Below are 23,854 nucleotides of genomic sequence, written 5' to 3'. Positions count from 1 at the left end.
AAGAAAGCCTCCCCATGACCAAGCAGCCCCCCATCCCTCCGCTCAACGCCACCATCGCCAAGGGCGGCCGCTTCGGCCACCTGCGCGGCTGGCAACTCGTCCTCACCCTCCTGCCCCTCGCCCTGCTCTTCCTCGGCGGCGCAATCGGCGGCGCGATCGGCGCCCTCGGCTCGCTCAGCAACTCCGCCATCGCCAAGAAGAAGCTCTCCACCCCCATCACCGCCCTGGCCATGCTCGGCGTCACCCTCGCCTGCACCATCATCGTCTTCGCCGCGGCCGCGCTGATAGCCGGCGCATTCACCGACTAACGAGAAAAACGAGTGGCCCCGCCCCTGCGGCGGCCACCCGTTCTGATATTTCGGCGATTACCGGGCGGACGCCGAGGCGGCGAGGTCGTTGAGGGCAGCGTTGACGACCTGCCAGCCGATGCCGAGGGTGTCCCGGTCGGGCCGGCTCGACTCGTTGGCCTCGGCGGCGGGGTGGACGAAGTTGCGGTAGCGACGCAGTACGTGGCTGAACTTCTGGGCGTCCGCGTCGAGCCAGCCTTCCTTGTGGCACATGTCGATGAGCGCCTCGAACCTCACGTTCCGCACCGAGGTGTTGCCCAACAGGGACTGGTCGCGTTCCACCACCACCTGGAGCAGGACGCCTTCCAGCAGGCTGCCGAGCATCACCAAAGCCGCAACGTGTGCGCCGTTGGCATAGCAGGTGCGGGCTTCGTCGAGCCGCCGTTGGAGGAGGAGCGCCATGGCGGGGTCGGCGATGATGTCGGTCATCGCGGCCTTGAGCTCCGAGGCGCCGTACTCGGAGGGATGGGCGAGGGCCGGGTCGCAGGGCAGCAGGCGGGGACCGCCACCGGCGGCCTCCAGGCGGTAACCCTCGTGGATCAGAAAAGAGTTGACGGCGGTCACCACGTCGGCGAGCAGTTCCGGCTCGTCCAGGTATTCGCGGGCGTCGGCCAGCCGGAGCAGGACCTTCTCGATCTCGGCGGGCTGGTCGCGGCGGCCCATGAGCAGTTCGAGCGCCCACTCGCGGCGGAACTGGCCGTCGTACTCGGAGACGTCCTGCCAGCCGGCCCGGCGGAGGAATCCGGCAATCTCGTAGCCCCTGCGGTAGTAGAGGTCGTCCTCGCCGATGACCACCCGCGAGAGTTCGGTGATGGTCTTCTCGTCGAGCAGCGGGCTGTCGGGCAGGATACGTGCGGCGCTCATCATTTTCCTTCGGTGTCAGTGGTGCTGGTGCTGTCGGTGTCGGTGTCGGAGGTACGGTCGGTGGTCTCCGCCTCCTCCTCTGCCTGCTCGTCGCCCGGTTCGGGCAGCAGCAGCGGCGACCAGGTCTCGTCGGGGACGGTGGCGGGGCGCAGCTGGTGGTAGTTGGCGGGCCGGATGCCCTGGCGCTCGAGTTCCTGCCACAGGCCGGCCAGGGCCTGCTCCGGGTCGAAGCGGAACTCGCTCTCCGGGATTCGCCAGAACCGCCAGCCGACACGCTGGAGTTCACGGTCGCGCTGCTGGTCGTGGCGGAGTTGTTCGAGGGTGGAGTGGTAGCGGTCGCCGTCGCACTCGACGCCGAGGCGGCCGCGGGCGCCGACGACGACCAGATCGATCCGCTTGTTGCCGGCGGGGTACTGCGGGACTACGTGGTAGCCGCGTTCCTTGATCCGCAGGTAGACCTGCTGTTCGAACAGTGAGTCGAAGGGCTTGCACGGCACGTCGGGAAGCACCGGGCCGATGTCGTCGAGTTCGGCGAGGGCGGCAGGTGGGTTCTGCATGTAGGACAGCAGGTTGAGCCGCAGGTCTCCGGTCTTCAGCTGGTCGGGCGGCACGGAGTAGAACAGCCGCATCTGGTCCTGGGCCCGGCTGGCGGCGACGTTGTAGGCCTGCTGTTCGCTGCGCAGGCCACCGGCGATCTTGCGGACCCGGTCGACCACCATCGACAGCAGGATGACGTGGCGTTCGTCGCCCTGGAACATCGCTGCGGCACCGACCCGAATCCGGTGCTTCTCCCGAACGGGGGCGGGAATCCGCTGTTCGATCAGCTGTTCCAGCAGTTTCACCTGGGCCCCATAGCCGCCCTGGAGCACGATGACGCCCATGGTCCGGCCCTCGTAGGCGGGGTCGGCAGTGAGTTCGGCGAGGCAGTCGACGATGGCCTCGGCCTCCTTGTGGTTGCGGATCCGCTGGTCGCGGCCTTCGGCGACACCGTCCGCGACGTAGTGGGTCAGCAGAGGGTCGAGTCGGTCACCGCCGTACTGGCGCAGCGGGATCAGCCCGGGCGGGTTGTAGAAGGTGGCGGAGGACCAGCCGATGATCTCCGGCATGCAGCGGAAGTGCTCCTGGAGCCGGATGGTGGACGGGAAGAACGTGGACAGCAGCTGGTAGAGGTTCGAGTGCGGCATGTACAGCTGCCTCAAGTGCCGTGGCACATCCGGGAGATGTGCGGCCAGCCGGTCCTGGATCTGCTGGGTGCGGCCGAATCCGGTGACCGGCGGGGTGCACTGCTTGTCGTCGCCGACCACGATGATCCGGGGTGCCAGCCAGAGCAGGAACAGGGCGTCCATGCCGGCCTGGCTGGCCTCGTCGACGATCACCACGTCGAAGGCGTCCTGGTGGGGCTCGATCATTTCGGCGACCCGGGAGATCGGCATCACCCAGGCCGGGACGGCGCTCTGCGCGATCTGCATGGCGCTGCGTGCGGCGGCCCCGAACTGCGCGGCGCTCTTGCCGGTGCCCTTGCCGTACGACGCCATGTGCGAGCGGTATGCCTGGAGGGCGGAGCGCTGTTCGTTGGTCATCCGCTCCAGGCAGTGCAGCCGGCCCTTGGCGGCGGCCAGATCGCCGGTCAACTCCTCCAGCTTCGCTTCGTGCTCGGTCAGTTCGGCGTCCAGGCGCTGCTCCCGGCCGGGGGCGCGCTCGTCCTCGACGAACCGGCAGGCCGCGGCCCAGGCCCAGGCATCGTCGAGGCGGGCGAGTCGCTGCGGCCACTCCGGGTCGAGGCATTCGTCGGCAAGCCGTCCGGCCAGGGCGGGGGATGCGGCGGCGAGCGCGTCGAGCAAGTGGATGCAGCGTTGGCCGCGCTGCTGCCGGCTGTGGGCGGCGGCGTAGGCGTCGAGTTCCTTGGTGTAGCGGTCGAGGTCGCGGTCCGCGACGGCTTGCGCCATGGCAAGTGACTCGGGGGTGGGGGGTGATCCGTCGGCGGGCGCACGCAGCGCCCGCTCCCAGCCGGCCAGCCGTTCGACGGCCCCCTCGGCACGCTGTCGGCCGGACATCGCGGTGACCGCGGAGGTGAAGTCCTGCCAGGCCTGGGGCCTGGTCAGGTCGAGGAACATCGAGCGGCCGACGAGCAGCTCGTCGATCCGTTCGCGCAGCCCGCCGAAGCCGGTGATCGTGGCAAGGTGCCGGTAACGTTCCTGAAGGTCGGCGAGGCGCACCTCGAGCGGACCGTCGTCGAGTGGTGCACCGGCCTGCGCCCAGCGGACGGTGACGGTCTCCAGGGTCAGGTGGGCGCGCAGGTGGGTGAGGACCGCGTCGAGATCGGCGGGGCTGGCGGGCGTACGGCCGTCGACCCGGCAGCCGGCCACGAGGTCCTCGGCCTCACGCAGCGTCCTGGGGGCGAACAGTCCGCGCAGGGTCCGTGGTCCGGCGAGGTGCCTGTGCAGTTCGGGGACGGCGGCGGCGATCCGGTTGGCCTGCTCGGCGGTGAGGCCGGACGGCAGGGTGACGGTCCGGACGCCGACCGAGGCCAGGGCGTTGGCAGTGTCGGCGAGTACGGGCTCGGCTTCCACCACGCGCTGCCACAGGTTGTAACGACGGCGGGCCAGCCGGTCGGCCAGAGCACGCCGGGTCCACTCGGTGTCACCCCACCGTCGGGCGTCCCAGGGCACTCCGAGGCGGTGCAGAAGGCCACGTCCGGCCTCGAGCAGCGCCACCAGATGGTCGGTGGTGGGAGTGTCGAGGGTGGCGAGTCTGGCGCGGAGCGCAGTGGCCTCGTCGGACAGTCCGGAGACGGTGGGCCGGGCGTCGGCGATGGCGGTGGCGACCTGGCCGGGGGTTGGCAGCAGGCTCGGAGCGGGCGGCAGCGGGCCGAGGTTCTGACCGGCGGCGCCGTCACGGAGCAGGACGAGCAGTTCCTCGGCTTCGACGGGGGTGAGCGGCGGCCGGGCGGGCGCCCGATCGGACAGGCTGCCGATCCATTCCAGCGCGGGCGCGGCGTCCTGGACACGCTGCACGATCGTGGCGAGGGTGCCGGAGTAGCCTGGCGCGACCTCGGGGTGCTGGTAGAGCTCGGCTTCCCGCAGCGCGATGATCTTCTCGGTGAGGAGCTTCTGGCGGCTCTGCAGCTCTTGCCGGCTCTTGGTCAACCGTCGGATCTCGTCGCGCAGTTGGGCGGGGTCGCCGGAGGCGGCCTGGTCACTGAGCGCGTTGACGGTGCGCTCGAGCTCGCTCGCGCCGTCCTGCCGCGCCCCGGACAGCAGCAGGACGCACAGGTCGCGGATGGCGGGCGGCAGTTTGTCCCGAAGCACGGTCAGGGCGTGGTCGCGGGCGCTGGTGACCAGAACCCGCTGCCCCTGGGCGAGCAGGGCGCTGAGCAGGTTGGCGATGGTGTGGGTCTTGCCGGTCCCGGGCGGTCCCTGGACCACCACGCCGGTGTCGCGCTGCAGGCGGTCCAGGACGGCACGCTGTTGGGCATTGGTCTTGAGCGGAAACAGCGGATCCTCGTCGAACAGGCCCCGGGTGGGCGTGTCGCTCCAGGCCGCCCGCTCCTGCGGATTGAGGTTCATCACCAACTGAGCCAGCCCGAGCGGGGCTTGACGTTCGGACACCACGGACTGGGCGATCCGCTCATAGCAGCGCAGCACCGCGTTGCGGTTCAGCGGCCGCAACATCAGGGCGGGCGCGAAGGTCAATCGCAGGCCCGAGTCGGGCGCAGCCGGGGGACGCCAGCCGGCGTTGAAGGACACCGGTCGGGGCAGGACGAGTTCCTGCCAGCGGGTCAGGCACTCCAGGGCCGCCTCGCCGAGCGGGTGCACGGGGTTGGCGGAGAGTTCCTCGGCGAGCGCAGTGGAGCGCTCCTGCACCAGGCCGTCGTCGGTGTCCAGGAAGTCCTGGTCCTCCAGGCGCATCTCACCGTCAGCGGTGACCTGGACGGTGATCCGGGCGGTCCGGCGGTCGACGTGGGTGATGACCCGGCGGGTGAAGATGTGCCGGTGCAGGGCTGTGCCGCGAGGCTCGCTCCAGGTCAACAGGCCTGTTCCGAGGACGAGTTCGACCTGATCGTCCTGCTGCACCAGACGCTGGTGCCAGCGGTACAGGGTCTCGTACAGCGCGCGCAGCGGCCGCTCGGAGCGCTCGCGTTCGGCCCACCGCCGCCAGCGGCTCAGCCAGTTGGCGTACGAGCGCAGCACCTCGTCGGCGGCCTCCCGCTCCACCGTCTCACCGGTGTCCTGCCAGAGCTCCACCTCGGCGCGGCTGCGTTCCGGGCCGCGCTCGGCGAGCGGCGGGTCGCCGCCGTCCGGGTCTTCGCAGGCCGACTGGTCGATCCAGTCGCGCAGTTCGGCAGGTACGTCGGGCGGTGCGCTCTGCGGCACATGGTCGAGCACCAACAGCGGCCGGTCCTCCTGATCGGTCGGCCGCGAGATCGCACCGGGCAGGTCGCTCAGCCACAACTGTTCCCAGGTACGCGTGTCCCGGGCCCGCTGCGTCCCGCTCTGCACCACTTCGCGCAGGAATCCGAGCAGCGCGGCAGTCTGCCCGATGACCTCCGGATTCCGCGCATGCAGCCGTTGAACGTCCACCATTCTCCCCTCGGTCGGTGACGAACGTTCCAGGATGACCATGGACGTTCCGGCCGGGGGGAGTTGACGGCAAAGTGGCTTGATACACACTGCGTCATGGCTTGGACACGATGCGTCTCGGCCTGTGACTGGGCCGCTGCGCTCTGCTTCAGTGCCACGGCGTGCCTCGCGGCAGCACGGGTGACCCGTCGGCGGCGGGTGGCCGGTGTCGGCCTGCGGCGACACCGACGCGTCTACATCCGAGCCACCGTGGATGTCATGACTGCAGCCTTCGAGGATGTGCCATTCAGCGAACTGCTCCACCATCCCGCTGCGACCACACGCAGACTGGACGCCGTCCGCGTGCTGCGGCTGCGGCGGCGCGATGCGGGAGACCTCGCCCTGATGCGCGTCGACCGGATGGAGCGGGACGCATCGGTCGTCGACTTCACCTCCCGTCTGCTCACCGGGCTGGTCCGAACCGAGAACATGGCAGCCCTCCGCCAGGCTCTGCCCGAGGCCCTGCCGTGGATCACCTTCCTGCCCGCCGAGGAGGTCGACACTCTGCTCTCGGAACTGGTGGAGACGGCTCGCGGCGCGGTGGCCCTGGACAATCTCGCCCCGATCGCCGTCCTGCTCACCCAGTGGCGACACAGCGCCGAGATCTACGCGGACCCCGCCCTGCTCGCCGTCCTCACCCGCGAGCCCGAAGGCGACCTCGGACCGGTCCCGGTGCCCGAGGGAGCGGAGTGAGCCCGAAGCGCGGAGACCGGGCCACGCCGCCGCCGGTCGGCGACGAGTACGACCTCCGATTCGCCAATACCGATGCCGCCGACGGCTGGGACCACCTCGGCCGCCAGGCAGCCGGCAACCTGCGCCGCGCCTTCGAGAAGATCCACACCGATCCCCGCGCCACCGACCACCCCGACCGCCGGCACCGCCTCAAGGGCAAGCTCGGCACCGGCACCTTCAAGGGCCAGGAACTGGAGCGCCGGCAGTACGAGGTCACCGGCGGCGGACGCATCTGGTACCTGCTGGACGACACCGGTCGAACAGCCTGGATCACCTACGCGGGCACCGGCCATCCGAAGGCCACGGACTGAGCCGACCCGCTGCGCCACAGTGTCACGGGTGGTCGGGGGTCAGGCCCGGGGTGGTGGGGAAGAGGGCGGAGGGGTCGGTGGGGGCCGGTTGGTGGGTGGGTTCGGTGCCCGGGGGGACGAGGGCGTGGGTGGCGGTGAGGAATTCGGTGAGGGGGGCGGTGGAGGCGAGGACGGTGGCGCGGGTGGCGTCGGCGCCGCGGAACGCGAGGCGGATGCGGCCGTTGGGCCAGGGGCGGATGCGGACGGCGCCGTCGCCGGCGGGGCCGGCGAGGCCGGCGGCGAGGAGGTCGCGGGCGATCAGCCAGGTGACGCCGCCGTCGGGGGTGCCGTCGGGGAAGGTCAGGCGGACGGCGTAGGGGTCGCCCGGGTGGTAGCCGACGACCATGACGCGCCGACCGCCGGTCGGGCCGAACACGTGGACGGGCAGGTGGCGTTCGACGCACGTGCGCATGAGGCGGGTCTCCTCGTTCCGATGTCCGCAACCGCCTTCCCCGGGTGGGGTGTTGCATGCGTCCGAAGCGCGGACGGGCGGGCCCACATGGTACGGCGTGGGCGGGGCATCCGACGGTCGTGGCGGTACCCGGCCCCGGGAGGTCCGATGACGGAGGAACACCGCAGCACAGTGACGCGAAGTGACGCGCCGCCGACTGCAACGGGAAAGCGTTTTCCCGTTGCGGACGGCGGCGTTGCAGTCGGCGGCGTTGCGGACGGCGGCGTTGCGGTCCCCGACGTTGCGGGTCTCGGGCGCGCCGTCAGCCCTGCTTGATCGCGGAGACGTCGAACTCCAACACCACCTTGTCGCCGACCAGCACCCCGCCGCCCTCCAGCGCCGCGTTCCAGGTGACGCCGTACTCCTTGCGGCTGATGGTCACCGCACCCTCCAGCCCGACCCGCAGGTTGCCGTACGGGTCGACCGCGTTGCCGGTGTACTCGAAGTCGATGGTGACGGGGCGGGTGGTGTCCTTGATGGTGAGGTCGCCGGTGACCCGGTAGTCGGTGTCGGAGCGCTGCTCGACGGACGTGGTGCGGAAGGTGATGTCGGGGAAGTTCGGCGCGTCCAGGAAGTCGTTGGTGCGCAGGTGCTGGTCGCGCTGATCGACGCCGGTGTCGATGCTCGCAGCCTTGATGATCAGCTGGCCGGTGGACTGCGACGGGTTCGCGCCGTCCAGGTGCGCGGTGCCCTCGAACTGGTGGAAGGCGCCGCGCACCTTGGTGACCATGGCGTGGCGGGCGACGAACCCGATCCGGGTGTGGGCGGGGTCGAGGACGTAGTCCCCGGTGAGCTCGGGCAGGCTGACGGTCATGGTCTGCGCTCTCCTCGTGACGGCGTGGTGGCGTGGTGGCCTGGCGGCCTGGCGGCCTGACGGCGTGATGGCCTGGCGGTGCATGGCGGTGCGACGACGACGGGCGCACCCACCGGGATGCTCCGCCCGCTCGCCGCCGCCCGTCCACGCTAGGCGCTCGCCCCCGCCCGACCCGGATGTGACACACCGTCACCCCGGGCCGGACCTGACCCGCCGAAGCGAACCGGCCGAAGCGAACCGGCCGAAGCGGGTCAGCCGAAGCGGCCGTTCACGTAGTCCGCGGTGCGCGGGTCGGCCGGCGAGGTGAACAGGCGCTCGGTGGGGCCCGCCTCGACGATCCGGCCGGGGGTGTCGTGCGAGGCGAGGAAGAACGCACAGGACTGCGAAACCCGCTGCGCCTGCTGCATGTTGTGGGTGACGATGACGATGGTCAGGCGGTGGCGCAGTTCGGCGATGGTCTCCTCGATGCGGCGGGTGGAGGTCGGGTCGAGCGCCGAGCAGGGCTCGTCCATCAGCAGGATCTCCGGGGAGACCGCGAGCGAGCGCGCGATGCACAGGCGCTGCTGCTGGCCGCCGGAGAGCGCCCCGCCGGGCGTGCCGAGCCGGTTGCTGACCTCGTCCCACAGGCCGGCCTGGCGCAGGCTGGACTCGACCAGGTGGTCGCGCTCGTCGCGGCTCGCCTTGATACCGGCCAGCTTCAGCCCGCTGATCACGTTGTCGTACAGCGACATCGCGGGGAACGGGTTGGGTCGCTGGAACACCATGCCGATCCGGCGGCGGACCTCGGCGGGGCGGCGGCCGGTGGCGTACACGTCCTCGCCGTCGAGCAGCACCTCGCCGGCCAGCGCCGCGCCGCGCACCATCTCGTGCATCCGGTTGAGGATCCGCAGGTAGGTGGACTTGCCGCAGCCGGACGGCCCGATCAGCGCGGTGATCTCGCCGGCCCGCATCTGCAGCGAGACGCGTTCCAGTACCTTGCGCTGACCGAACCAGGCGGTCAGGTCGCGGGTCTCCAGCCCGGACAGCCCGTTGGACGGCCCGTGGGAAGGCCCGTGGGACGACCCGTCCGAAGGCCCGCCCGACGGACCGTCCGAAGGCCCGCCGGGCGCCCCGTCGGCGGGCACCGGCGGCAGCGGAATCGTCGGCGGGTCGGTCGTTCCGTCACCGAACTCGGCTGCGGGGTAGGGGGGTTGTGCGGTCTCGGTCATCGGCGGGCGGATCCTCTCCGGCGGTCAGGAAGGCAGGTCAGTAGACGTTGGGCAGCAGCGCGGCGGCGTTCTCGTACACCGCCCAGAACAGCGCGGCGAGCACCGGCGCGAAGCACAAGTAGCTCGCGCTGCGCCGCCAGTGGCGGGCCGCGAGGCCGGCCGCGACGACCGCCAACAGCAGGGCCAGCGACCAGAGTTGGAGCGCGGACAGGGCGCCCTTGTCGGCGGCCAGGGCCTTGTCGGCGGGTGCGGCGGCGGGCCGGCGGGCGCCGAGCGGCTGCGGGTCGCCGTCGAGGCGGGCGCCGATCAGCACGGTGCTGGTGGGAATCCAGGAGGAGTCCCCGGTGACCAGCACCAGCCGGTTGGGCGCGCTGTCCTTGATCGGGTGGTCGCCGTCGCCGGAGGCGTTGACGGTGTAGTGGAAGCTGCCTTGGCCGGTGGTGATGTCGATGCCGTCGCCGGGCCGCAGTCCGGCGAGGCCGGCGAAGGGCGCGCCGAACGCGGTGGAGCGGCCGAACAGCACGGCCACGCCGGGCTGTCCGGGCAGCACGGTGTCGCGCCGGTGCCCGGGTCCGCGCATCAGGTCGCGCCCGTTGGTGCCCTCGACCACCACGGCCTGGTGCAGCCCGAGCGCGGGGATGTCCAGCACGGCGAGCGGCGCGCCGTCGGTGGTCGGCCCGGTGGGCGCGGTGGCCTTGCCGAGCTGGTCGCGCAACGTGGCGTACGCGGTGGACTGGTGGCGCGCCTCCTGCAGCCCGGAGAGGCCGAACAGGTAGCCGGCGAAGCCGAGCAGCACCACGGCGGCGATCGTCACCGACCAGGCGACGCCCAGCAGTCGGCGTCGCCCCCGCCCGGGCTCGCGCACGGCGGCAGCAGTCGCGGCAGCAGTCGCGACGGGAGTCTCAACGGGCTTGGTCATCACGGGAGTTGTCATCGGGGCCCCGCCGCGGTGTTGCGCCGGCGCCACCAGGCGGCCAGCAGCGGCGGGACGGTGACCACGCCGAGCAGTTCGAGCGCGGTGAGGGTGGACAGCAGCCAGTCCTGCGGGCGTCCGCCGAGCGCGACCACCGTGCCGGGGACGTTGCCGCCGCCCGAACCGCCGCCGCCGTTGCCGGAGTCCGAGATGACTTCGCCGGTCTGCGGGTCGACGGCCTGTCCCCCGTTGCCGCCGCCGGTGCCGCCGCCCGTCCCGTTGCCGCCACCGCCACCGTTCCCGTTGCCGTTCCCGTTGCCGCCCGAACCGCCGTTGCCGCCACCGCCGTTGCCGCCGTTGCCGGTCTTCACGGCCTGCCCGTCCTGGACGGTGCAGTCCAGCGGGCTGCCCTTCTTGTCACAGGGGCTGGGCTGCGGGGCGTTCTTCAGGACGATCAGCTGGCCGCCGGAGTCGAAGGTCGGGTTGGGGCAGTTGGAGAGGGTGTTGGGGTCGACGGGGCTGGCGTTGCCGGGGATGTGCTGGGTCTGCAGCAGTCCGCCGCGCACCAGGTTGCGCGGGATCGGCGAGTAGCCGAGGTCGTCGGCCTCGCGCTGCCCGGCGCACAGCACGTACGCCAGGTAGCGGCTGAGCGCGCTGCCCTTCTGGTCGTTGAACTTGGGCGTCACCGGCAGCGGGGTGCCGGCCCGCGGCACGATCAGGTAGCTGTAGGAGGAGATCGGGTAGGAGCGCGGGTCGTTGTTGCTGTAGACGCCGTCGAGGTTCTGCTGCAGGTAGTCGGGGTCGGAGGTGGGGGTGTTGTCGTCCACGCCGCGGATCCTGGCGGCGGTCAGCGCGACGGCGACGTTGGAGGCGCTCGGCAGGGTGTAGTACCCGGCGGGGTTGAGCACCTTGACGACGGGCCAGCCGCTGCGCTTGGCGAACGCGTACTCGTCGTAGCCGATCGCGCCGATGCCGGTCGGCGACTGGATGTAGCTGGCCACCACGTCGGAGCCGTTCTGCGCGGTCATCCGGCCGGCCGCCGGGTAGAACTCGGTGTAGTCGCCGCAGCTGACGCCGTTGACCTGCTGGCAGTAGGCGTCCCACTCACTCTTGTGGGTGTGCTCCATCCAGCGGGTGAACTGGGCGCTGGCGCCGGAGCCGTCGGAGCGCACCACCGGCGTGATCGGGATCTTGGGCAGGGCCCGGCCGTAGTCGGCGGTGATCTTCGGGTCGTCCCAGGAGGTGATCTTGTTGGTGAAGATGCCGACCACGGTGTCCGGGGACAGCCGCAGGTCGGTGACCTTCTTGCCGCCCACCTCCAGGTGGTACATCAGCGCGGTGCCGCCGGCGGTGATCGGCACGTACGAGTAGCCGTACACCGGGTTCTCCGGCTGGCCCTGGCCGTTGCTGGCCCCGCCGCCGCCGACGCCGGTGTCGGCCTTGGCGCGGAACGGCACGTCGGAGGCGGTGAAGTCGTCCTGGCCGATCGACCACTGGACGCGGCCGGCGGCCGAGCCGCTCGCGGTGAAGTCGATCTCGATGCCCATCGGTTGGACGTCGCGCCGCCACTGGTCGATGGCCGGCCCGGCCCAGCTGGAGCCGTCCGCCTTCAGCGAGGTGGCCGCGTACGCGGGTGAGGCGCCGAGCAGCGCGGCGGGCAGGGCGAGGGCGGCGGCGAGCAGCGCCGACGTCAGGTGACGGAGTCGCACGGGGCGGATCTTCCTTCTCGTACCGGAGAGTTGACGAGGCATCAGTTCGCTACCTGCGCAGCCTTGTTGGCAGCGGAGGCAGTGGCAGCAGTGGCAGCAGTGGCGCGCAGCGGGCGGCGGGTGCGGCGTTCGCTCGGGGTGCGGTGGCGGCCGAGGACGCGGGCGGTGACGAACAGGATCAGCACCACGGCCATCAGGGTGAGGCCGCCGGCGAAGGCCCGGGCCACCATGTCGGGGTAGGGCTGCTTGACGTAGTTCCAGATGAACAGCGGCAGGCTGGCCTGGTTGTCGTGGAAGGCGTCCAGGTTGAGCCGGGTGGTGAAGCCGGCGGTGAGCAGCACCGGGGAAGTCTCGCCGACGCCGCGGGCCATGCCGAGCACGACGGCGGTGGTGAGGCCGGGTCGGGCGGTGGGCAGGACAACGTGCCAGACGGTGCGCCACTGGCTGGCGCCGAGCGCGTAGGACGCCTCCTTGAGGGTGCCGGGGACGAGCCGGACGACGACCTCGGCGGCGCGGGTGACGATGGGCATCATCATGACGGTGAGCGCGAGGGAGGCCGCGAAGCCGCTCTTCTCGACGCCGAGGGTGAGGATGACGACGCCGAGGACGAACAGCCCGGCGACGATCGACGGCAGTGCGGTCATCGCCTCGACCAGCACCCGGACGGGCTTGACCAGGCGTGCGCCGCGCCTGGTGCTGCCGGATTCGACCAGGAAGACGGCGGTGAGGATGCCGAGCGGCACGGAGAACAGGGTGGCCATGCCGAGCTGTTCGAGCGAGCCGACGACGGCGTGCAGGCAGCCGCCGGAGGTGATCGGGTCGAGTGCGGCGGTGCTGCGCATGGACTCGGTGAAGAAGTTGAGGTGCCGGGCGGCGTCCAGGCCGCGGTAGAGGACGTAGCCGATCTGGTCGCCGATGACGGCGAGCACCAGCAGGCCGGAGCTCCAGGCGAGCGCGGTGGCGAGGCGTTCGCGGACGGTCAGGGCGTCCCACTGGAGGCGCCCGGCGACGGCGTAGAGGGCGAGGAACAGCAGGTACCAGCAGAGCAGGAAGCCGAACGCGCCGCTGAACGGCAGGATGCGTTCGTACAGCAGCCAGTCGAGGCCGAGCGAGCCGCCGGCGGCGCCGGCCAGGGTGAGGACCTCCTCGCGGGTGACGCCGCCGAGTCGGATCCGCTGCTGCTCGGGGAGTGCGTCAGGGGCGGGGCGGTCCTCAGGGCCGGGGCGGTCCTCAGGGGCGGGGAGTGCGTCAAGGGTGTTGCCGGGGTGGGTGGTCGACATTGCGTGGCCTCCGGTCAATCCGAGGTCGAGGCGCCGGACCGGGACCGGCTGATGATGAACCCGGCGGCCACGTTGACCAGCAGGGTGATGGCGAACAGCACCAGTCCGGCGGCCATCAGTGCGGACAGCGAGAGGCTGTCGGACTCGCTGAAGCGCAGCGCGATCAGCGAGGAGATCGAGTTGCCGCCGTTCTCCAGGACGTGCCAGGAGAGCCGGAACACCGGCGAGATGATCAGTGCGACGGCGATGGTCTCGCCCATCGCGCGGCCGAAGCCGAGCATCACGGCGCCGATCACGCCGCCGCGTCCGAACGGCAGCACGACGGTGCGGACCATGCCCCAGCGCGTGGAGCCGAGCGCGTACGCGCCCTCGCGTTCGCCGGCGGGGGCCTGCGAGAACACCTCGCGGCTGAGCGAGGTGATGATCGGAATGATCATCAGGGAGACCACGGTGCCCGCGATGAACGTGGACGAGGTGTAGGAAGTGGCGATGTCGCCGGTGCGGACCTCCAGGAACGGCAGCGCGCCGCCGAGATGGACGGCCAGCCAACGGCAGAAGCCGACGATCCGCGGCTGCAGGAAGAACAGGCCCCACAGGCCGTAGACGATGCTGGGGATCGCGGCCATCAGGTCGACCAGCGAGATCAGCGTGGGCCGCAGCCGGACGGGCGCGTACTCGGAGATGAACAGCGCGGCGGTGAGCGCGACCGGCACCGCGATGCACAGCGCGATGACGGCGATCAGGATGCCGTCGGGCAGCACCGCGGCGATGCCGAAGGAGTGTGCGGCGGTGCGCCAGCGCTGCTCGGTGAGGAAGGACCAGCCGACGGCGTCGAACGCCTCGGTGCCGCGCAGCAGCAGGAAGAACGCGATCAGGCCCATCAGCGCGAACACGGACAGGCCGGCGGCGCGCAGCAGGCCGCGGAAGGCCCGGTCGGCGGGCGAGGCGGGGGCGCTGATCGGTCGGGGCCGGTCGGCTTCGGGTGGTGGGACGCGGGTTTCCGTCGGCTGGACGGCGGCGGTCATGGTGTCAACTCTCCGCGCGGTGAGGGTTCCTGGGGTGGTCGAGGGTGGCCGGGCGGGCGCGCAGGGGCGCCCGCCCGGCGGGTGCGGTCAGCCGTTGCGGCGCAGCAGACGGTCGCGGAGGCGGCCGGTGCGGCGACGCAGTTCGGCGCCGGCGGGGGTGCCGCCGAGGAGCAGGGCGGCGGGTCCGCCGACCAGCAGGACGGCTCCGGTGGCGAGGATGACGGGCAGCAGCAGGCGGGCGAGGCCGGCCCGGTCGGCGGCGGCCTGGCCGACGGCGGTGGCGCCGAGGGTGGGCGAGGCGCTGCCGCTGGGCTTGGCTCCGCCGCCGCCGCTGTTGTCGCCGGGGGCGTTGTCCCCGGCGGGGGCGTCGGCGGGGTTGCCGAGTGCGCCGGTGCCGGGGTTGCCGGCTCCGCCGCCGTTTCCGCTGCCGCCGCCGGAGTTGCCTCCGTTGCCGTCGCCGCTGCCGTTGCCGGGTGCGGTCTGGTTGCCGGGCAGGGCGCTGTCCTGGGCGGCGACGTGTCCGGCCGCGGTCTTCGCTGCCGTGACCTGACCTGTCGTCAGTCCGCCGAATCCGACGGCGAGTTGGCCGGGCTGGCGGCCGTAGATCTGGCCCTTGGCGGGGTCGGTGACGGTCCGCACGAAGCGGGCGATGGCGGCGGCCTTGTCCGGGGCAACGCCCTGGGTGGGCAGCATGGCGTACTGGACCATGGTCAGCGGGTACGCCTTGGGGTCCTTGGCGTACGCCGAGTCTGCGTCGCTGTACGGGAGTTGCTGCGTGCCGGTGGCGGCGTCGACGGGCATGTCGGCGGCGGCGGCCTGCATGGAGGCGATCGTCGGGGTGGTGAATCCGCCTGCCGGGTTGGGCAGTTGGGCTTCGGGCAGGCTCATCGCCTGGGCCTGGCCGGCGTCCATGACGGCGAACAGGGCGCGCTTGCCGTTGTCCTGGCTGATGCACTTGGCGTGCTGGCCCTGGACTTCGTCGGGGTTCAGGCAGGACGGCCGGACCTCAAGGGTCATTCGCAGGACCTGGCCGAGGCCGCCGAGCACCGGGTTCCACTCGTACTGCTTCCAGTTGGGGCGGCTCGGCGGGCCGGTGAAGTCCTGCGGCTGGAAGGCGTCGACCGGGAACCCGGGGTAGCTGGAGCGCAGGTACTTGGCGTCGATGTGCATGCCCCACGGGTCGGCGGCGCCCTGGAGGAACTGGGCGGCGTCGGGGTCGGCGGCGATCCAGGTGGTGAGGCGGGTGACCAGGTCGGTGGTGCCGCCGACGACGATCGGGGCGGTGGCGGCGAAGGTGCCGCCGGCCAGGCAGCCGGGCCAGGTCGGGCCGTTGTCGCCGCTGGGGTTGAGCTGGAGGAACTCGGGGTCGGCGAACAGGCAGACCGCGTTGCCCTTGACGCTGTCGGTCTCGTCGCCGGCGTCGAGCCGGTAGCTCTGCGTCAGCATCTTGGCGAGCAGCCGCTGGTTGAGCTTCAGGGTGCGGATCTGCCGGTGGCTGGCGCCGTCGTCGACCAGGAAGACCACGGAGACGGCGCTGTTGGCGAGCGGCGCGTAGGTGTACGGGCGGGCCGCCGGGTCGCGGTCGGGCACCGAGGTGAGTGCGATGTCGCCGCCGGCGCGGCGCAGGAACGCCGAGCGGGCCTGCGGTTCGCCGCCGCCGGAGGTGTACTGCACGGTCAGCGGGTCGTTGCCGCCCTGGCACAGGCCGGTGCGCCACTGCTGGACAGCACGGTCGGCCATCTCCAGGCCGATCGCGGAGAAGTCGGCGTTCTTGGCGGCGCAGGCCGCCGGGGTGGGGCCGAAGTTGAGCGGCACGGTGACGTGGTTGGCCCAGGCGCAGGCCTCGCCGCTGGCGTAGCGCTTGCCGCCGGTGTTCTCGAACGCGACGACGTTGTCGCTGGCGGTGTTGAACAGGCCGTCGGAGTCGCCGGAGTGGTCGTCGCAGTTGATCTCGCCGGCCGGCCACTGGTAGGCGCCGACGGAGTCGCCGCCGTAGTTGGCCTCGATCACCAGCGAGCACTTGTGGGTGGGGTCGCAGCCGAGGGTCTGGCTCTGCTGCGCGGTCCACACCTCGATGTCGGCCTCGCCGCTGCCGTCGGGGCGGGTCGCGGCGATCGCCATGTTCGACGGGAACTCGGGCGTGGTGGTGCCGGGCGCGGGGAACGGCTGCAGGAAGCCCTTGGCCGGGTCGGCGTTGTACAGGCTGGAGCCGTAGCAGTCGGTGATCTGCGGCTTCTCGCCGCGGCACTGGTAGATCCGCACCGGGTAGCGGGCGACCTTGTCGAAGCCGGAGTTCCCGTGCGGGTTGAGCACCACGGGGACGGGCTGGAAGTCGGCGTCCACGGTCGGCGTGAACCCGCTCCAGGTGACGTGCAGCACCTGGTTGCCGAGGCCGCTGGTCGGCGTGACGGTCACGGACCCGGCGGGGCCGGTGGTCCAGGTCAGCGGGTCCCAGCGGGCGGGCCCGGGCACGGTGGTGCCGGCGGCGGCCTGCGCGGGCTGGACGCCCGTCCCGCCGAGCGGCAGCAGCACGGCGGCCGCGCCGAGCGCCCACGTCAGGACGGCCGCCAGCCAGGCCTGCAACGGTCGTGATCGGGTTCTGGGCCCTGACGGGCGGACTCTCATCGGCGAAGCACCTCCGGCGACGGCGCACCGGAGCAGGCACGCACGGATGACAGGGAGCGGAGCGACGGCGTTCGACGCCTCCGACGATATTCGGCCAGTGACGTCTGTCCGGGTGCTGTCCACCAGATGTACGAGGCCCCAATTAGTGCTCGAATCAAGGGAACTGACGTGTCATCAGCGTCCGAAAACGCGCGCACCGCCCGACCGGACGGGTCGGGCGGTGCGGGTGTGGCGCACGGTGCTGGAGTGACGAATCGTCAGGAGGCCGGGGTGTAGGACACGGTGAAGGTGCCGACGCTCTGGTCCGCGGTGAAGAACGAGGTGCGCAGCTTGCTGTCGAGGAACTGTGCGCCGGCCGGGTCGAGCGCCAGCGAGGCGGCGTTCAGGTTCTGGGTGGCGCCGGTGCGGGTGACCACGGTCTCGCCGGCCGGGGCGAACAGCGCGACGGGGGTGGTGGAGCCGTCCGGGACGCCGGTGACCTGGTAGCTGTCCGAGGAGAACGACAGCTGGCGGAAGGCGACGGCGCTGCCGGTGCGGGCGTCGACGAACAGCAGGCCGCCGCCGAACTGGACGCTGCCCCAGAACTCGGCGATGTTGCCGGAGCCGCCGGTGACGGGGAAGCTCGCCGACAGGCCGGTGTTCGGGTCGTAGCCGGCGGTCGCGGTGGGCAGCGGGACGGCCACGATGCCGGCCTGGGCGGCCTGCTGGAAGAACGCGTTGCTCTCGTGGATCACCGCGTTGCCGGCGGCCGGCGCGGCCGAGGCGGTGGTCGCCGAGGCGACGGTGGCGACGAGGGCGAGGCCGGCGGCAGCGGCGGCGATCCGGGCGTACGTGCGGGACATCGTGGCTCCTTCAAGCTGGGTGCGGGGTTCTTCGCGGTGCGGGGTTCTTCGCGGTGCGGGGTGCTCGTGGCGCAGGTTGCTCGCGGTGCGGGTCTTGCGCGGTGCAGGTCTTACGCGGTGCGGGGTTCTTCGCGGCGCGGCTTGCTGACGAGGCGGGGTGCAGGGTGCGTCGTGCACGGCGGGTCGGCCGTGACGGGGCCGCCGCCCGTCCCGCGTGGCTGCGGGACGGGCGGCGGGGGTGGCACGTGGTGCCGGGGTGGCGGGGTGTCAGTGGATGATGACGCCGCAGCCGGTGGCCGGCAGGTTCAGGAAGCCGTAGCTGGCGATGTCGTTGCGACCGGCGGTGGAGCAGATCCAGCCGCCGTTGCTGAAGATGGCGCGCAGCGCGGTGCCCTGGGTGGTGGTGGCGGTGTAGTCGGCGTCGCGGACCACGTTGAACAGCACGCGGCCGTAGCTGCCGCCGGCGAACGCCGGGTTCAGGGTGTTGGTGGCGGTCAGCGGCGTGACGCCGTTGATGTTGCGCAGGGTCAGCTGGCCGGGGGCGTCGGTGGCGGTGGTGTGGCCGTTCAGCTGGCCGACGTAGTGGCCGACCGAGTACGGGAAGATCGCGTCGAGGTTGCCCGTGAACGCGGAGTCGGTGCCCTCGTTCTCCTCGGGGCCGCTGACGACGCAGTTGCCCGGGGTGATGTTGCCGAGGGCCTGCAGGAAGAACGAGCGGGTGCCGGAGCCGCTCTGCGGCAGGTACGCCTTGATGGTGCCGGCGGTGCCGCCGAACTGCGACCAGTCGGTCTTGGCACAGGTGTAGATGTCGACCAGGTTCGCGGTGGTCAGGTTGGCCGGGGCGTGGCCGTTGACCGTGGCGGACCAGGTGACCGCGTCCTTCGCGAAGGCGATGAAGTCCAGGGTGGACGGGTCGGTGGCCTGGGCGGCGCGGGAGGAACGGGCGAAGTCCAGGGTGGCGTTGGTGTTGGCGGCAAGCGCGCTGATGCCGGCGCCGGAGCCGTTCGGGCGGGCGATCGAGGCGCCGCCGGTCTTCGGGGTGATCGGGCTGGTGCCGGTGGCGTCCCAGCTGTACAGGCGCGGCGTGGTGGTGTCGGTGGCCGGGATCGTCGCGTTGTAGTCGGCCGAGAACTTGGTGAACAGCGCCTGCGTGGTGTCCGAGCCCACGCCCACGATGTCCTTCGCGGCGGGGGTCACGGTCGGGTCGGCGCTGGCCGGAACGGCGGCGACGGTGGTCAGGGCGGCGGTGATGGCAACGGCCGCGAGCGCCTTGGCAGCGGTGTGACGCATGGTCCTCATCCTCCGAGGGGGATCGTGCCTCGCTGGACCGGACCTGGCGGGGTCCGGTGCCGGAGAGCTCCGCGGCTTCCCGGCGGGAGTGATCCTCGTCGTCCCGCGCCGCCGCCCGGAAGCCTCTCCCGAGCCGCCCGCCCCGCCGTCCGCACTCCGGCTTCCGCACCAACTACGCTGGTGGGGGCGGTGATTGATGGCCCTTCACCGGAACTCCCCGACATGGACACGTTCTTCTCCAGGTGTGCCCACGGGGGCACCTCGGCCATCTCCGCTTCACCCCAGCACCACCGACCCCGGCCGGACGTGCACGAACCCCTCGGGCGACGGCCCCGCACCTCTCGCCGAGCCCGACTCACCAGGGGTTCCCGGCCGTTCGGCACATCCGCTGGACGTGCTCGACGCCCTGCAGGAAGCCGGTGACGCTCTGCCGGCACTGGTCGCGCCGCAGATAGCCGCGGGCGCTGCGGGCCACCGGCTCGCCGCCGCCCGCACCCGCCCGGGTGGAGCGGGCCGGCAGGTAGGCAGTCCACGTCCACTGCCGGTCCTCGCGCTGGCTCAGCACGAACCGCAGGGCGGCCCGCTCGGCGAGCAACTCGGCGACCCCGGAGGCCAGTTCACGGTCCGTCCGGTAGCCGCGGACGGCTGCGGCCAGCCGCCGCCCGTTCGCGGCGACCAGCGACCATCCCGCCCGGCCGTCCGCGCCGCGCACCGGCACCAGCCGCGGGCCACGCCCCGACTCGGCCCTGTGCCGCGGCCCGTCCCCCCGCCCCGGCTCGGCCCCGCTCACCGTCCACCCCCGGGCGTACCGCCGGGCACCGCCGCCTCCGCCATCCGGGCCAGCAGCGCCGCGAACCGGCGGAACGCGTTCTGGCACGTCGCGTAACGCTCGTACGCCCGACTCGACGTGACCAGCGGATTGCCGCGCGCCCCGGGCACCACCCAGGTCCAGCCCGGCCCACCCCGCACATGGGTGATCCGCGCCACCAACGCCGGTCCCAGGGCGACGAGTTCGGCGAAAGCTCGCTCGGCGTCCGCGGCGGAGTCGTAGACGGACGAGGAGACCGCCACCACCCGCCCGTTCAACGCCTTCAACTGCCACTGGAACCGCCCGTTCGACGCCCGTTCCGTGAACAGACCCTCCCCGCGCACCGCCCGCCACCCCCCGGATCTCCGCCGGCCCGAGGCCCGTCCTCGGCCGCAGCACCGCATGGCGAACGATCCGGCTTCGACACGAACCGGACGCACATCGTCACGCTGCGAACGCTATGTGTGCACAGACAATGTCCGGAAGCGGAATGCCTCCCGAGCTGCCTCTGTTCGCCCCGAAGTTCTCCCTTGTTAATGCGTTGCCCATCCCCGCACCAACGCCGCGCCCGACGGGCATTCAACGGCCGTGCCCGCGCCGGGTCGGGAAGGGCGGCGACTCGTCCATCGCCCGCAACAGCCGCCGGGCGGGCACCGCGTCCTCCGGCCTCACGGAGGCGGCGACGCGTTCGACGACCGGCCTGCCCGCGTGGACCGCCGCCCTCGCGGCCGCCTCCCAGCCGAGTTGCCGCCGCAACGCCGGGCCGTGCTCGGGGCCGGCGGCGGAGTGCCATTGCTCGGTGCGGCAGATACTCTCCAGCAGCGCCCACAGCTCCGGCTGGCACAACCCCGTTGGGGACACGGCCAGTTCGAGCAGGAGCGGCACGGCGGGTGCGGTCGCCCCGCCGACGACGAAGCCCAACGCGCAGACCGCGTCGGCGAGTTCGTCGACCGCCCGGCGGGCCGCCTGCTCGTCCCCGAACGCGATCCGGGACAACAGCGCGGGAACGCGGCCGGCCGGATCGCCCGTCGCGTCGCGCAGCTCTCCCCAGCGCACCGCCGCGACACCGCTCAACAGCCGCCCCACGCCCGCCCCTCACGCCGTCGTCCCCACCGGCCCCCATGATGCGGCACTCGGGCCCGGCGGGCGTGGTCGATCGTCACGGCCGCCGGCAGCGGCCCCCACGCCACCAGCGCAGGTAGCACAGCGCCATCACCGAGCCCGCGAGGCCGTGCGGCGAGTGCCGACGGCACCACCGCCCGCACTTGCCCGCATGGCCCTTCGTGGTGCCGGTGCCATCGTCCCCATTGCTGTCCGTCCTCTCCTCGGCCGGCCACCGGCGCCGCCCAGGACTCTGTCGCCCGCCCCTGCCCCGGCCGCAGGTGTCGAACGGCCATCCCCCGGACACCCGATGTGCCGATCGGCACACCCGCCGCCGCCCCCACGGCCCCTAGGGTGATCACATGAACGGGGACCTGGGGGCAGCCACGCGCACACGCGAGCGCCCCACCATGCCGAATCGACCGACGCCAGGCCCGCCCGAGGCAGCGTCATGAACGCCGAACTCGCCCGGGCCACAGCCGGGTTATCGGCGTCGTCACCTGCGCTCGACTCCACCGCCGACCCGGCCGACCCCCGCTGCCGGACAGCCCCGTGAGCGCCGAACTCGTCTGGACCGCTGCCGGGTTGCTCGTCCCTGCCGCCGTCGTCGGGTGGGCGCTGTGCCGCCCACGGCGGGCCGGATCTGTCGCTGCGCTGTCGATCGTGCTCAGCTGCGCCGCCGGGTGGGCCGGGCCGTACCGGGGCGGGGCGGCGGCGGTGGGGCTGGCCGGGGTGGTCGAACTCGGTGTGCTGCTGGGCCTGGTGGCCCTCGCGGCCCGGAACGGCCGGGGGTGGGCGGTGGCCTGGCCGGCGCTGGCCGTGCTGGGGTGGCCGATGCGGTTCGTCGGCTTCGAGCCGCCGCTGCTCGGCTTCGGTGCCGTCGCCGTTGCGGTCGCCTGCGCCGTCGGCGGGTACCTGCGCGCGCTCGACCGTCAACGCGAGCTCGCCGTGGCCGCCGCCCAACACGCCCAGCGGCTCGAACTCGCCCACGACCTGCACGACTTCGTCGCCCACGACGTCAGCGGCATGGTCGCCCTGGCGCAGGCCGGAGGCGTGTTGGCCGGCCGGTCGCCGGAACGGGCGGCCGAGCTGTTCGGCCGGATCGAGCAGGCCGGGCAGCAGGCCCTCGCCTCCCTGGACCGGACCGTCGACCTGCTGCGCACCGCCGATCGGCAGGCCGCCCTCGCCCCGCACGAAAGCCTCGCCGAACTCCCGGAGCTGGCCCGACGGTTCACCGCCACCGGCGGCCCGGTCGTCCAACTCGCACTCGCCCCGGACCCGGTGGGACGCGAGTGCGCCGCGACCGTCCACCGGATCGCCGTCGAGGCGCTCACCAACGTCCGCCGCCACGCCCCCACTGCGCGCACCGTCCGGATCGAACTCACCCACCGGGCCGACGAATTGCGGCTGATCGTGCACAACGACGGCCCGCCCGCCACCCGCCGGGCCAGGCCGCGCGGCGGTCACGGCCTGGCCGGTCTCGCCGCCCGGGTCGAGGCCCTCGGCGGCGCCTTCCACGCCGGGCCCGTCCCGGACGGCTGGCAGCTCACCTCCACCTTCCCCCACACCCCCGCCCCCACCCCGACCTCGGAGACCCCGTGACCATCCGGATCCTGCTCGCCGACGACCACGAGGACATCCGCAGCGCCTACCGGATCATCCTCGACGCCCAGCCGGACATGCAGGTCGTCGCCGACGCCCCCGACGGCCGCACCGCACTCCAACTCGCCCGCCGCATACGGCCGGACGTCGTCCTCGCGGACATCCGCATGCCGCACCTGGACGGCCTCGACCTGACCCGACAGCTGGCCGGACCGGACGTCGCCGACCCGATCCGGGTGGTCGTGGTGACCACCTTCGACCTCGACGAGTACGTCCACACGGCGCTCAGCAACGGCGCCACCGGGTTCCTCCTCAAGCGCTCCGGCCCGGCGCTGCTCGCCGAGGCGGTCCGGGCGGCGATGGCCGGCGACACGCTGATCAGCCCGCAGTTGACGGTCCGCCTGCTGCGGCACTTCGCCCCGCCGGTGCCGTCCCAGCAGGCCCCGGCCGAGTCGCTCAGCCCGCGCGAGCGGCAGGTCGCCGTGCTGGTCGCGGACGGCGCCACCAACGCGGAGATCGCCGCCGAGCTGTTCCTCTCCCCCGGCACCGTCAAGAACCATCTGGCGAGCATCCAGCGCAAGCTGGGCGCCCGCAACCGCGTCGGCGTCGCCGCCTGGTCGCTGGCGCACGGCCGCCAGCTCACCTGACCGGCGCGGTCAGTGGAACAGCTTCCGGCCGGCCGGGGTGAGCGCCCAGTCACCGAGCAGGTTCTCGCCGATCCGCACCGCGTAGAGCACGCCGCCCGCCCCGAAGTGGAACGCGCCGATGGGCGCGTCGTGGTCCTCGCCCGTGTAGCAGAGGGTCTTCGGGGCGTCCGGCGCCGGGTCGCCGTACACCACCGACGGCGACCCGAACTCGCCCAGCACGTCCGCGAGTCGGCGCTTGTCCTCGGCCCAGTCGAGGACCCGGTCGAGCAGTTCCCGCAGTTCCTCCTCGCCCAGCGCCCGGTCCAGCCGCAGCCAGCCCCGCCGGTGGGCGTCCTCGCCGTACTGGGAGGCGACCAGCGGCGGGTCCGCCTCGGCGAAGCTGTCGCGCAGCAGGGCCGAGACGGTGCGGGTGGTGGTGTCGGGGATCCACGCCGTGCCGCGCGCGTCGTCCGGTTCGGTGGCGGCCAGCGCGTTCAGCAGCTCGACCACGGCCGCGGTGCCGCCGAGGAGTTCGGGCTGCCGGACGGCCTCGTTGAGGCTGTCGAGCAGTTCGGACCGCCGGTCGGTCGGGGCGTCGGGGGTCGGCCGCTCGGTGTCGGCGTGGGTGACGGTACTCATGGGGTCCAG

The 23,854-nt window shown here is 72.4% G+C and carries 21 protein-coding genes; 5 read left to right on the top strand and 16 right to left on the bottom strand.

Features of this window, described 5'->3' with window-relative positions; translation table 11 throughout:
- The first annotated feature begins 14 nt into the window (after positions 1-14).
- Positions 15-308, top strand: coding sequence for a hypothetical protein (locus AMK19_RS09010; RefSeq protein WP_073809888.1), 294 nt, complete (start codon positions 15-17; stop codon positions 306-308).
- Positions 309-365: 57 nt separating this feature from the next.
- On the opposite strand, the gene AMK19_RS09005 is transcribed toward AMK19_RS09010, so the two are convergent.
- Positions 366-1,211, bottom strand: coding sequence for a hypothetical protein (locus AMK19_RS09005; RefSeq protein WP_073809885.1), 846 nt, complete (start codon positions 1,209-1,211; stop codon positions 366-368).
- On the bottom strand, positions 1,211-5,794 hold the full coding sequence (locus tag AMK19_RS37985) for an AAA domain-containing protein (RefSeq protein WP_073809883.1): 4,584 nt from the start codon (positions 5,792-5,794) through the stop codon (positions 1,211-1,213). Before AMK19_RS37985 ends, AMK19_RS09005 begins: the two co-directional genes overlap by 1 nt.
- A 255-nt stretch (positions 5,795-6,049) precedes the next feature.
- On the opposite strand from AMK19_RS37985, the gene AMK19_RS08995 reads away from it, so the two are divergent.
- Both AMK19_RS08995 and AMK19_RS08990 read left to right on the top strand, forming a co-directional pair.
- Positions 6,050-6,523 carry a hypothetical protein gene (locus AMK19_RS08995; protein WP_073809881.1) on the top strand — a complete coding sequence of 158 codons (474 nt, stop codon included), beginning with the start codon at positions 6,050-6,052 and terminating at the stop codon, positions 6,521-6,523.
- A complete protein-coding gene (locus AMK19_RS08990; RefSeq protein WP_073809879.1) occupies positions 6,520-6,873 on the top strand; it encodes a hypothetical protein in 354 nt (117 codons plus the stop codon). Before AMK19_RS08995 ends, AMK19_RS08990 begins: the two co-directional genes overlap by 4 nt.
- 22 nt (positions 6,874-6,895) lie before the next feature.
- Here AMK19_RS08990 and AMK19_RS08985 read toward each other — a convergent pair whose 3' ends face one another.
- The 13 genes from AMK19_RS08985 to AMK19_RS08925 form a co-directional block, all read right to left on the bottom strand.
- Positions 6,896-7,324, bottom strand: coding sequence for an SsgA family sporulation/cell division regulator (locus tag AMK19_RS08985; RefSeq protein ID WP_073809877.1), 429 nt, complete (start codon positions 7,322-7,324; stop codon positions 6,896-6,898).
- A gap of 301 nt (positions 7,325-7,625) precedes the next feature.
- On the bottom strand, positions 7,626-8,177 hold the full coding sequence (locus AMK19_RS08980; RefSeq protein WP_073809874.1) for a YceI family protein: 552 nt from the start codon (positions 8,175-8,177) through the stop codon (positions 7,626-7,628).
- 251 nt (positions 8,178-8,428) lie between these two features.
- Complete coding sequence (locus AMK19_RS08975) at positions 8,429-9,385, bottom strand: phosphate ABC transporter ATP-binding protein (protein ID WP_083646614.1); 957 nt, start codon at positions 9,383-9,385, stop codon at positions 8,429-8,431.
- Positions 9,386-9,422: 37 nt separating this feature from the next.
- Positions 9,423-10,304 carry a sortase gene (locus AMK19_RS08970; RefSeq protein ID WP_241844308.1) on the bottom strand — a complete coding sequence of 294 codons (882 nt, stop codon included), beginning with the start codon at positions 10,302-10,304 and terminating at the stop codon, positions 9,423-9,425.
- 11 nt (positions 10,305-10,315) lie between these two features.
- Positions 10,316-12,007, bottom strand: coding sequence for a substrate-binding domain-containing protein (locus tag AMK19_RS37980; protein WP_083646613.1), 1,692 nt, complete (start codon positions 12,005-12,007; stop codon positions 10,316-10,318).
- Positions 12,008-12,048: 41 nt separating this feature from the next.
- On the bottom strand, positions 12,049-13,287 hold the full coding sequence (pstA, locus tag AMK19_RS08960; RefSeq protein WP_083646612.1) for a phosphate ABC transporter permease PstA: 1,239 nt from the start codon (positions 13,285-13,287) through the stop codon (positions 12,049-12,051).
- 14 nt (positions 13,288-13,301) lie between these two features.
- Positions 13,302-14,312: a phosphate ABC transporter permease subunit PstC gene (pstC, locus tag AMK19_RS08955; protein ID WP_083646611.1), complete on the bottom strand. Its 1,011-nt coding sequence runs from the start codon at positions 14,310-14,312 to the stop codon at positions 13,302-13,304.
- An 87-nt stretch (positions 14,313-14,399) separates the two neighbouring features.
- A complete protein-coding gene (locus AMK19_RS08950) occupies positions 14,400-16,895 on the bottom strand; it encodes a hypothetical protein (RefSeq protein WP_073809869.1) in 2,496 nt (831 codons plus the stop codon).
- Between the two features lie 299 nt (positions 16,896-17,194).
- Entirely contained in the window at positions 17,195-17,779 is a 585-nt protein-coding gene (locus tag AMK19_RS08945) for a hypothetical protein (protein WP_073809867.1), read from the bottom strand.
- Positions 17,780-18,046: 267 nt separating this feature from the next.
- Positions 18,047-19,069, bottom strand: coding sequence for a PstS family phosphate ABC transporter substrate-binding protein (locus AMK19_RS08940; protein ID WP_073809864.1), 1,023 nt, complete (start codon positions 19,067-19,069; stop codon positions 18,047-18,049).
- 355 nt (positions 19,070-19,424) lie between these two features.
- Entirely contained in the window at positions 19,425-19,781 is a 357-nt protein-coding gene (locus AMK19_RS08935) for a hypothetical protein (protein WP_143200122.1), read from the bottom strand.
- Between the two features lie 74 nt (positions 19,782-19,855).
- Entirely contained in the window at positions 19,856-20,221 is a 366-nt protein-coding gene (locus AMK19_RS08930; protein WP_073809859.1) for a DUF1508 domain-containing protein, read from the bottom strand.
- 235 nt (positions 20,222-20,456) lie between these two features.
- Positions 20,457-20,963, bottom strand: a complete 507-nt coding sequence (locus tag AMK19_RS08925) for a hypothetical protein (protein WP_073809856.1) — start codon at positions 20,961-20,963, stop codon at positions 20,457-20,459.
- Between the two features lie 567 nt (positions 20,964-21,530).
- Between AMK19_RS08925 and AMK19_RS08920 the strand changes: the two genes are divergently transcribed.
- On the top strand, positions 21,531-22,580 hold the full coding sequence (locus tag AMK19_RS08920) for a sensor histidine kinase (protein WP_073809854.1): 1,050 nt from the start codon (positions 21,531-21,533) through the stop codon (positions 22,578-22,580).
- Positions 22,577-23,227 carry a response regulator gene (locus AMK19_RS08915; protein ID WP_073809851.1) on the top strand — a complete coding sequence of 217 codons (651 nt, stop codon included), beginning with the start codon at positions 22,577-22,579 and terminating at the stop codon, positions 23,225-23,227. The genes AMK19_RS08920 and AMK19_RS08915 overlap by 4 nt, the downstream gene beginning before the upstream one ends.
- 9 nt (positions 23,228-23,236) lie before the next feature.
- Here AMK19_RS08915 and AMK19_RS08910 read toward each other — a convergent pair whose 3' ends face one another.
- Entirely contained in the window at positions 23,237-23,845 is a 609-nt protein-coding gene (locus AMK19_RS08910; RefSeq protein ID WP_073809849.1) for a hypothetical protein, read from the bottom strand.
- Between the last annotated feature and the right edge of the window lie 9 nt (positions 23,846-23,854).

This window comes from Kitasatospora sp. CB01950 (assembly GCF_001905465.1).
Lineage (GTDB): Bacteria > Actinomycetota > Actinomycetes > Streptomycetales > Streptomycetaceae > Kitasatospora.
This window is presented reverse-complemented; position numbering and strand designations above follow the sequence as displayed.

What these genes read in the sequence shown, in the direction of transcription:
- AMK19_RS08970 (WP_241844308.1), bottom strand. Translation starts at nt 10,304, where the DNA reads ATGACCAAGCCCGTTGAGACTCCCGTCGCGACTGCTGCCGCGACTGCT.
- AMK19_RS09010 (WP_073809888.1), top strand. Translation starts at nt 15, where the DNA reads ATGACCAAGCAGCCCCCCATCCCTCCGCTCAACGCCACCATCGCCAAG.
- AMK19_RS08975 (WP_083646614.1), bottom strand. Translation starts at nt 9,385, where the DNA reads ATGACCGAGACCGCACAACCCCCCTACCCCGCAGCCGAGTTCGGTGAC.
- AMK19_RS08910 (WP_073809849.1), bottom strand. Translation starts at nt 23,845, where the DNA reads ATGAGTACCGTCACCCACGCCGACACCGAGCGGCCGACCCCCGACGCC.
- AMK19_RS08945 (WP_073809867.1), bottom strand. Translation starts at nt 17,779, where the DNA reads ATGTCCCGCACGTACGCCCGGATCGCCGCCGCTGCCGCCGGCCTCGCC.
- AMK19_RS09005 (WP_073809885.1), bottom strand. Translation starts at nt 1,211, where the DNA reads ATGAGCGCCGCACGTATCCTGCCCGACAGCCCGCTGCTCGACGAGAAG.
- AMK19_RS08980 (WP_073809874.1), bottom strand. Translation starts at nt 8,177, where the DNA reads ATGACCGTCAGCCTGCCCGAGCTCACCGGGGACTACGTCCTCGACCCC.
- AMK19_RS37985 (WP_073809883.1), bottom strand. Translation starts at nt 5,794, where the DNA reads ATGGTGGACGTTCAACGGCTGCATGCGCGGAATCCGGAGGTCATCGGG.
- AMK19_RS08940 (WP_073809864.1), bottom strand. Translation starts at nt 19,069, where the DNA reads ATGCGTCACACCGCTGCCAAGGCGCTCGCGGCCGTTGCCATCACCGCC.
- AMK19_RS08985 (WP_073809877.1), bottom strand. Translation starts at nt 7,324, where the DNA reads ATGCGCACGTGCGTCGAACGCCACCTGCCCGTCCACGTGTTCGGCCCG.
- pstC (WP_083646611.1), bottom strand. Translation starts at nt 14,312, where the DNA reads ATGACCGCCGCCGTCCAGCCGACGGAAACCCGCGTCCCACCACCCGAA.
- pstA (WP_083646612.1), bottom strand. Translation starts at nt 13,287, where the DNA reads ATGTCGACCACCCACCCCGGCAACACCCTTGACGCACTCCCCGCCCCT.
- AMK19_RS08995 (WP_073809881.1), top strand. Translation starts at nt 6,050, where the DNA reads ATGACTGCAGCCTTCGAGGATGTGCCATTCAGCGAACTGCTCCACCAT.